General features: G+C 72.3%; 3 protein-coding genes. All 3 read left to right on the forward strand.

Annotation, left to right across the window (positions count from 1 at the left end; translation table 11 throughout):
- The first annotated feature begins 479 nt into the window (after nt 1-479).
- The 3 genes from M3Q35_RS08445 to M3Q35_RS08455 are packed head-to-tail and all read left to right on the forward strand — an operon-like array spanning nt 480 to nt 8590.
- Nucleotides 480-2852: a S8 family serine peptidase gene (locus tag M3Q35_RS08445; RefSeq protein WP_273941100.1), complete on the forward strand. Its 2373-nt coding sequence runs from the start codon at nt 480-482 to the stop codon at nt 2850-2852.
- Nucleotides 2849-7432 (forward strand): DUF6603 domain-containing protein, encoded by a 4584-nt coding sequence (locus M3Q35_RS08450; RefSeq protein ID WP_273941101.1) that lies wholly within the window; start codon nt 2849-2851, stop codon nt 7430-7432. Before M3Q35_RS08445 ends, M3Q35_RS08450 begins: the two co-directional genes overlap by 4 nt.
- An 18-nt stretch (nt 7433-7450) precedes the next feature.
- Nucleotides 7451-8590 carry a Kelch repeat-containing protein gene (locus M3Q35_RS08455; RefSeq protein WP_273941102.1) on the forward strand — a complete coding sequence of 380 codons (1140 nt, stop codon included), beginning with the start codon at nt 7451-7453 and terminating at the stop codon, nt 8588-8590.
- Nucleotides 8591-9593 lie beyond the last annotated feature (1003 nt).

Here is a 9593-nt window from a genome sequence, read left to right on the forward strand (position 1 = left end):
ATCCAGATCCCCCCATGTCCCCACCCGTTCCGGGCGACCCTACGTGCGCGCTCTAGCACGTCAGTAGCACGACACTCGAACGGCACTCGAAAGCGGTGGCCCCCTCACTCGAATGCGACAACCCCTATCCTGTGAAAACTTGGGCAGCAGGATAAACGAAGTGCACGGAATGTGTCGGTGGAGTCACTCCAGGTCGAAGTGGGTGAGCGTCAAACAATTTTTCCTGCCAATATTCCAGCAATCCACACATGCGCTCCCGGGCGGCCGAGGCCGACTGTATCCTGCGCCGGCGCGGTCATCGCCCGGTCATCGCCGTGAGCCACGCGCTGCTCGGCGGCTGCCCCGTCGCAAGTGTTTACGCGGAACGGCGCATCCAGATAGCGGGTTCGACGGGGGTGGTCACCCGGTGAGCGGTGGTGTCACGATGAGGTGGCTGACCGTCGTCGTCGACGTAATGTGCGTCTGGGGGAATGGATGCCATGGCACTGGAACCCGCATTACAGCACGCGTTGGCGGTGTGGCGGACCGAACTCGGTTACGCCGCCGAGGGACGTCATCCCCGGCTGAGCGAATCGGAGCTCGCGGGTCGGCGTGTCCCGGTGATCGTGCGGTACTCCGGCGACATCGAGGCGTTGCGGGAGGCGGGCCTCGACACCGGCTACGACCAGGGCGGAACGGTTTCGGGAAGTATCGCGCTGGCCGACCTGGAACGATTCGGCGCGGTGGCGGGAGTCGAATCCGTCGCGCTCGTGCCGGAGGTGCGGCCGTTACTCGACAACACGGTCAAGGAAATGCGGGTGCCGTGGAAGGTGCCGCCGTCGACGCCGTGGCCGGGGCAGGGCCTCCACGTGATCGTCGCGGTGATCGACACCGGCATCGACGTCTTCCACGATTCCTTCCGCGACGAGGACGCCGACGGGTCGACCCGAATTCTGGAGTTGTGGGACCAGAGCGCGACGACCGGCGGCTCGCCGCCACCGGTCGGGTTCCAGCAGAAGGGCCGGCTCTACTCGGCCGCCGACATCAACGCGGGCATCGCCGCCGGGCCGCCGTTTGCGAGCGTCGACAAGGACGGCCACGGCACCCACGTCGCGGGCATTGCCGCCGGGGACGGCAGCCAGACCGACAAGTGCAGCGGCCCCGGCACCTACACCGGGGTTGCGCCGGACGCCGATCTGGTCATCGTGAAGGCGGTCGGGGTGCCGGACGCCAAGCTGGCGGATGCCATCCGGTGGTGTGCCCAGGCCGGCGCCAGGAACCCGGTGGGGAATCCGCCGGTCGCGCGCCCGGTCGTGATCAACTGTAGCTTCGGCGCCGACCTCGGTCCGCACGACGGCACCGACACCCTGGACGGGGTCGTCAACGAGATCCTGCGCCCCGCGGCCGGCCCGCCGGCCGGCATCGCCATCGTGGTGGCGGCGGGCAACGCGGGCCGCGACGAGATACACGAGGCCGGCACGGTCCCGGCCAACGCGTCCGTCACCGTTCCCTTCTTCGTGCCGGCGGATTCGAAGACGCCGGACACGCTCGACCTCTGGTACTCCGGCGGTGCGTCGCTGAACGTCGAGATCGTCGCGCCGCCCGATTCCGCGCGCGGCGGCACGAACACGACCGGCGTCATCGTGCCCGGTGGTGCCACGGTGAACCGCAATATCGGCGGGATGACGCTGAACGTCATGTCCTCCGCGCCGCAGCCGGCGCACAGCGCCATGCGGCAGATCATGGTCACGATCTCGGTGCCGGCGAACCAGACGGTCCGCAACGGGGTGTGGCAGCTGAAGCTGACCAACACGACCGCGACTCCGGCCGTCTGGAACGCGTGGTGCCAGACCAAGCACGCCGACAGCTTCCCGACGTTCCGTCTGCCGTCGGAGTCGGATCGGGTCGAGCGGCGGCGGCTGAACACCATCGCCTCGCCGGGCACCTCGCGCAACGCCATCACCGTCGCCAGCTACGACGACCGGGGCGGGGATCTCGCCGAGTCGTCCTCGCGGGGCGCGCCGACCCAGCCCGTCGTCCCGGCCGGCGAGATCAAGCCGACGATCGCGGCCCCCGGTGTCTCGGTGGCGGCCCCGCGCAGCCGCGACGACGCGCACGAGAACTCGTCCTGCTGCGACCAGTTGGTGATCGACAAGAACGGCACCAGCATGGCGTCGCCGCACATCGCCGGTCTGGTGGCGCTGATGTTCGAGAAGAACCGGACGCTGACCTTCGAACAGGCCCGCGCGCACCTTCAGCAGTCGGGCCGGATCGACGGCATCCCGGCCGACGAGGCGCCGCCGGAGATCGACCCGGCGACCCACATCCGCGGCAACCACATCTGGGGCTCGGGCAAGGTCAACGCCGCGGTGGCGCTGGCCGGCATTCCGGTCTTCACGGGCGTCGCCGCGAGCGGTGGCGCCGCCGGAGCGCGGCCGCTGGCGTACGCCCCCGAGGACATCGGCCTTACGCCGCACACGTTCCGGTCCCGCCTCGCCGACCTGCAACGGCGCTTCGGCTCCCGTCCCGGCTTGCAGTTGTTCGCGTCGCTGGTGAGCGAGCACGTCGACGAGGTGCTGCGGCTGGTCAACGAGAACCGCAGGGTGCTTGTGGTTTGGCGGCGGCGCGGCGGACCGCAGCTGGTGCGTCGCCTGCTGCACGGCCCCGCGCCGAGCAACACGCTGCTGCCCGAGGTGATCGACGGTCACGACGTGGCCGAGCTGATCGCCGGGTTCGTCGCGGTGCTCGACCGGTTCGCCGGCCCACGGCTGCGCGCCGACATCGCGCGGTTCGCCGACTTCGTCCGACTGTGGCCGGGCGCCAGCCTCGACCGGCTCGACGAGGTCGCGCTGAGCTACGGGGCCGGCCGGTGAGCGGCGCGGGCACCCTGGAGGTGCTTGCCCGGGAGATCGCCAACGCTTTGCTGCCGCTGCAACAGAATCTCGCCGCGGACAAGCGTGACGCGTTCTTCGCCGACCTCGGGTTCCGGCTGCCGAACGGTCTCGGCGCGGCCGGCGACGCCCTCGCCACCGTCGTCCGGCAGGTCGGCGCCGCCGCGCCGATCATCGTCCAGCTCACGCAGGCCATCACCGACGGCGACGACGCGGCGATCGTCCAAGAAGGACTGGCCCTGCTGCGTGGCATCACGGAGACGTTCACCGCGATCGACGCACTGGCGCCCGCGCTGACCGCGGCGGTGAACGGCGCCACCGGCCTGACCGCGGCGCAGCGCACCCGTCTGCTGGCCGACGCGGCGCAGATGCCCCAGCGGCTCGTCGAGCTCGCGGTGATCTCGTACATCGAGAGCAAAGGCCGCGCTGCCACCGAGTTGCTCGCACTGCTCGGGGTCGTGGACGACAGCACGGTGAGCGATCCCGAAGACCCGGAGACGGTGTCGGGGCGCCGCCGGCGGCTGCGCATCGATCGCTTCCTCACCATCCTGACGGACCCGGCCCGCTGGCTGCGCGACACGTTCGGCTTCGGGACGCCCGGTTTCGACGGGTCGCTGCTGTGGCCGCGGGTCTCCGAGCTGCTTGCCGGGCGCGACATGGACTTCGTGCTGCTCACGCCACCGGGCGCGCCGCCGGTGCTCGAGGCGTACCTGTTCCGGCTGAGCGTCGACCCGGCCACGAGCCCGCCCGCACTCACGGCACGGCTGCGGGTGCCGGCGAAAGAGGACGTCCTGCTGACCATCCCGGTCGGCTCGCTGTGGAAGCTGACCCTCGCGGTCGCGTCGCGTTTCGAGTTCGGACTGGACGCCAGCGTCCAGCCGCCGTTCGACGTCGAGCTGACGCCGCCGACCGGCGCGCTGGAAGTGGACCTGAGCGCCGGCGTGCTCGCCGAGCGAGCCGGCGTGCCTATCGTGCTGATCGGCCAGACGGGTTCCTCGCGCCTGGAGGTCGGCCGATTCGCCATCGACGTCGGGCTGCGGGCGACCGCCGACACGGGTGGCCACATCACTGTGGAGCCGTCCGCACGCGTGGAGCTGAGCGGCGGGCACGTGCTCATCGACCTGTCCGGCGCCGACGGCTTCATCGGCACCATCGCGGACGGCGCGAAGATCGAGTCGAACTTCGCGATCATCGGGACCTGGTCGCCGTCGACCGGGCTGCGGCTGGAGGGCAGCGGCGGGCTCGACCTCGAACTGCCGCTGCATGTGGCGGTGGGGCCGATCGAGATCACCGCGCTGCACCTCGGCGCCGCGCTCGGCGCGGACGGCTCGGTGCCGATCGAGGTCTCCGGCGCGTTCAACGCAAGCCTCGGCCCGATCAGCGCGGCCGTCGACCGGGTCGGGCTGATCGCCGACCTGACCTTCCCCGACGGCGGCGGCAACCTCGGCGTGGCCGACCTCGCGTTCCGGTTCAAGCCGCCGACCGGTGTCGGGCTGGCAGTCGACGCCGGGATCGTGGCCGGCGGCGGGTTCCTGTCCTTCGACGAGGCACGCGGCGAGTACGCGGGCGCGCTGGAGCTGGAGTTCGCCGGCTTCATCGACGTCAAGGCGATCGGGCTGATCACCACCCGGATGCCGGACGGCAGCAGGGGATTCTCCCTGCTGATCGTGCTGACCGCCGAGTTCGGCAGCGGCATCCAGCTCGGCTTCGGGTTCACCCTGCTCGGCGTCGGCGGCATCCTCGGGCTCAACCGCCGGATGGACCTGGACGCGCTGGTCGAGGGCGTCGTGACCGGGTCGATCCAGTCGGTGATGTTCCCCCAGGACGTGATCGCCAACGCGCCGCGGATCCTCAGCGACCTGCGGAAGTTCTTCCCGCCCGAGGACGGCACGTTCCTCGTCGGCCCGATGGCCAAGATCGGCTGGGGCACGCCGACGCTGATCAGCGTGTCCCTCGGGGTGATCGTCGAGATCCCGCCCGGCAACATCGCGGTGCTCGGCCTGCTCGAATGCGTGCTGCCCAGCGAGGACGTCGCGCTGCTGGTGTTGCGGGTGAGCTTCGTCGGCGCGCTGGAGGTCGACCGGTCGAGGCTGTGGTTCTTCGCCAAGCTCTTCGACTCGCGGGTCCTGTCCATGACCATCGAGGGCGGCATGGGCCTGCTCGTGGTCTGGGGCGACAACCCCGACTTCGTGCTGTCGGTAGGCGGGTTCCACCCGGCCTACACGCCGCCGCCGCTGCCGTTCCCGGTGCCGCCACGGATCTCCGTCGACATCCTCAACGCGCCGGGCCGGCTGATCCGCGTGTCCGGGTATCTGGCCGTCACCAGCAACACCGTCCAGTTCGGCGCGAAGGCCGAGCTGCGGCTGGGTTTCAGCGACTTCGGCATCGAGGGTCACCTCGCCTTCGACGCGCTGTTCCGCTTCTCCCCGTTCTCCTTCGTCGTGCACGTGTCCGCCGGGGTCTCGTTGAAGGCGTTCGGCGTCGGCATGTTCGGCATCGACCTGGACTTCACGCTGGAAGGTCCCGCGCCGTGGCGGGCGCACGGCCGCGGCTCGATCTCCCTGCTGTTCTTCGACATCTCCGCCGACTTCGACATCACCTGGGGCGAGGCGCGGACCACCACACTGCCACCGGTCGCGGTACTTGCGCTGCTGGAGGCCGAGGTCCGCAAGACGGAGGGCTGGCAGACCAGGCTGCCGGCCGGCGGGTTCAACCCGATGGTCACGCTCCGGCACCTGCCGCCCGGCGACGACCTGGTGCTGCACCCGCTCGGCACGCTGGCCATCCACCAGCGGGCCATCCCGCTCGGCGTCCGCATCGACCGGGTAGGCGCGCAGCGTCCGAGCGACGGCAAGCGGTTCACCGTCGCCCCGGCGCAGAACAGCGGGCTGGTGCGGCAGTCGGACGTCGGCGACAAGTTCGCCATGGCCCAGTTCCAGGACATGTCCGACGCGGCGAAGCTGTCCCGTCCCGCGTACGAGACCCAGGACGCCGGGCTGGAGCTGGTGGCCGCCGGCGGCGCGATCGCCTCGCCGCGAGTGGTGCGGCGCAGCGCCCGCTACGAGCTGCACGTCATCGACAGCGAGGCCCCGTCGCAGCCGGCCGCCGTGCGCATCACGGCCGTGCGGGCGACCGCCCGGCGCGCCCCGCGCCTGTACACGCCACCGCCCGCCGTGTTCGGGCAGCTCCTGGCCGGCAGCAGCACGGCGAGGTCGGCGCTGTCCCAGCAGGAGGCCCGGCAGCGACAGCCTTTCGCCGCCGACGAAACCGTGCAGGTCGCCGGCAGCCGGTACGTGGTCGCCTACCTGCGTAACAACCAGCAGGCGTTCCCGCCGGCGACCGCGAGTGCCACGACGTCGAGCTTCCGCAGCGCGGCGACCGCCGAGGACGCGATGGCCGACTGGATCCACGCGGACCCGACGCTGGCCGGTCAGCTGCACGTCCTGCGGCAGGCCGAAGTGGTCGGCGGTGTGCTTGCCCAGTCCGGTGTCTGGTCGGCTGCCGGCTCGCCGCCGGTCGCCGTTGCGGACACCGACGCGGTCCGCCTGACCACCAACCGGATCCTTGTTGCGGGCGGCGCCGATGCCACCGGTGCGGCGGTGGCATCGGCAGCCGTGTTCGACCCGATCGCACGGACGTGGGCGGCCCAGGCCGCGCTCGCGACGGCCCGCCGGCGGCACTCCACCACGAAGCTCGGTGACGGCCGGGTCGTCGTCGCGGGCGGGCTCGCTGCTGACGGGGGCTCGCTGGCCGGCGTCGAGGTGTTCGATCCGGCAGCCGGCACGTGGACGACCCCGGCGAACGGGCTCGCGACCGCCCGATCGAGGCACTCGGCCGTGCTCGCCGGCAAGCGGCTGCTGGTCGCCGGCGGCACGAGCGGCCGTGGTGCCGCGCTCGCGTCCGCCGAACTGCTCGACCCGGCGACCCTGACCTGGACCACGGTCGGGTCGATGATCGAGGCGCGGACCGGGCACGGTGCCGTGGTCCTCGGCACGGGCAAGGTCCTGGTCGTCGGCGGCGCCGTGCCGACCGGTGAGTCGGAGCGGGCGCTCGCGTCCTGCGAGCTGTACGACCCCGCCACGGGGACGTGGTCCCCGACCGGCAGCCTTACCGTGCCGCGCAAGGGCCATCAGACGACGCTGCTGCCCGACGGCCGGGTGCTGGTCACCGGCGGCGACGCCGTGCCGGCCATCCCGTATCGGCTCGACAGCCTGGCCACGGCCGAGGTGTACGACCCGAAGACCGGTGTCTGGACGCGGGTCGACGACCTGCCCGGCGGCGGCCGCAGCGGGCACCGGTGTGTCCGCACGCCCCGTGGTGCCGTCGTTGTCGGCGGTGTCGGCCGTCCCCATGCCACCGCTGGGTTCCCGACCGTCCTGGCCTTCGACCCGGCCACCGGTTCGTGGACGCCGACCGGCGCCCTGGCGGCCGGCCGCTGGGACTTCCCGGCCGTGGACCTGGCCGACGGTCGTGTGCTCGTCGTGGGCGGCCGTGCTTTGACCGGACCGGCCGCGCCGGACGGCGACCAGCTCGCCACGACCGCCGAGACCTACCTGCCGTGACCCGAGGGGAGCCACACCATGACCACCGTTCTCGCGGCCGCCACGTGGTCGACCGCATCCGACTACGCCGTCGCCGCGTGCTGGCGTGGCCAACACGACAACGCCGTGGCCCTGGATGGCGCGAAGTTCCTCGTTGCCGGCGGCGCGGACGCGACCGGTGCGGGCCTGCGCCAGAGCGCGGTCTACGACTTCGCCCAGGACAAGTGGTCGACGACCGCCCTGCTCGGCACCGCCCGGCAGCTGCACGCGCTGGCGCTGCTGCCCGGTGGGAAGGTGCTGGTCACCGGCGGCGTCAGCAGCGCGGCCGCCGCCCTGCTCGGCACGGCCGAAATCTACGACCCGGCCGCGAACAGCTGGCAGCCGACCGCGCACGACATGACGACTCCCCGCTTCGGGCACAGCGCCACCACGCTGTCGAACGGGCTCGTCCTCGTGGCGGGCGGCAGCGGGCCGCGGCCGGGCGGCGGGGTGATGGCCCTGCGTTCGGCGGAGCTGTTCAATCCCGCCGACGGGACGTGGCAGCCGGTCGCGCACGACATGGCCGACGCCCGCACCGGCCACACCGCGATCTCGTTGCAGGACGGGCAGAAGGTGCTGGTCTGTGGCGGCACGGTGCCGGTCGGCGCCGGCGGCGGCGCGGACCTCGCCTTCTGCGAGCTCTACGACACGGCGACCGGGACCTGGACGCCGACCGGAAGCATGCACCACCCGCGCAGCGCGCACTCCGCGACCGCGCTGTCCGCCACCACCGTCCTGGTCGCGGGCGGGCGCGCCCCCGGCGCGAACGACGACGGGGGCTTCGATCCCTTCGCCCGCGCCACGGCCGAGACGTACGACCTGGCGACGGGCGTCTGGCAGGACGCGCCCGCGATGCCGGCCGGGCGGGCGTTCCACCGTGCGGTCGCCCTGGGCGCGGGAACGGTGCTGGTGGTCGGCGGAGCCGACCACGTCGACAACGAGTCCGGTTATCGGGGCGCGATCCAGTTCACGGCCGGCGCCTGGACCACGTTCGCGGGGCTCGGCGAGGGCCGGTTGGCGTTCGCCGCCGCGGCGTCCGGCACGAAGGTGCTCGTCGTCGGCGGCGTCACCCGCACCGGGTTGGCCGCGGCCGCCGCAGCCGTGGAGCTCACCGCGTCGGCCGAGCGAAGCGGCACGTGACCGACGGCGCCTACTCCTTCCTGCCCTGGCTGCGGACCGGGCTCACGACCAAGATCGCCGGCCCGCCCGGGGTGGGGCGCGCGACCATCCCGGTCCAGCTCGAGCTGACCGGCGACGCGCTCACGGCCGGCGCCACGGCGCCGCACAAGCTGATCGAGCAGCCCGTGCAGCTCTACGGCCCCGGCGACGTCATCGGCGTCGACCCGCGCGAGATCTCGCGGATGGAGCCGCGGCCGTTCACCACCAACTTCGAGCCGAACTACCTGGCGCACATCGAGTTCTACGAAGAGGACTTCGCGTGGCGGTACAGCCCGGCGGCGCCGGACACCGCCACCCGGCGGCTCGCCCCCTGGCTCGCGCTCGTGGTGCTCGCCGCCGGTGACGAGTCGAACCCGGCGGAGTTCGAGGAAGGCGGCGCGGGCGACGGGCCGCTGCCGTTCATCACCGTCACCGCGCCGGACGCCTTGCAGTCGCCGAGTGAGCTGGGTGCGTTCGCGCACGTCCACGTCAACGGCGCGCTGGACGCCCCGCTCGCCGTCGACGACAGCACGGGCATGGGCACGGCACTGGCCAACCTCGGGCAGGTGCTGCGCAACGCGCCGGACAGCGCCTGCTCCCGGCTGATGTGCCCACGACACCTCAAGCCCACCACCACGTATCACGCGTTCCTGGTGCCCGCGTTCGAGACCGGCCGGCGGGCCGGGCTGGGCATCGAGCCGGGGAACATCCTGTCGACGACCCCGAGCTGGGGCGTCGCGGGCATGCCGGCGTCCGGCCGGCTGCCGTACTACCACCGCTGGCAGTTCGCCACGAGCCCGGCCGGCGACTTCGAGTTCCTGGTGCGGCTGCTGAAGCCGATCGAGGCCAAGGAGCCGGTCGGCCTGCGCGACCTGGACGCGCACCGCGCGCCCGGCTTCGGGCTGAAGGGCGTGACCACGCCGACCCAGCCCGACGGCGTGCTCCGGCTCGGCGGCGCGCTCCAGGTGCCCGACTCGGACAAGGT

Source organism: Kutzneria chonburiensis (assembly GCF_028622115.1).
Lineage (GTDB): Bacteria > Actinomycetota > Actinomycetes > Mycobacteriales > Pseudonocardiaceae > Kutzneria > Kutzneria chonburiensis.

Excerpts from the sequence above, each read along its gene's own strand:
- M3Q35_RS08445 (WP_273941100.1), top strand. The coding sequence starts at position 480 with ATGGCACTGGAACCCGCATTACAGCACGCGTTGGCGGTGTGGCGGACC.
- M3Q35_RS08455 (WP_273941102.1), top strand. The coding sequence starts at position 7,451 with ATGACCACCGTTCTCGCGGCCGCCACGTGGTCGACCGCATCCGACTAC.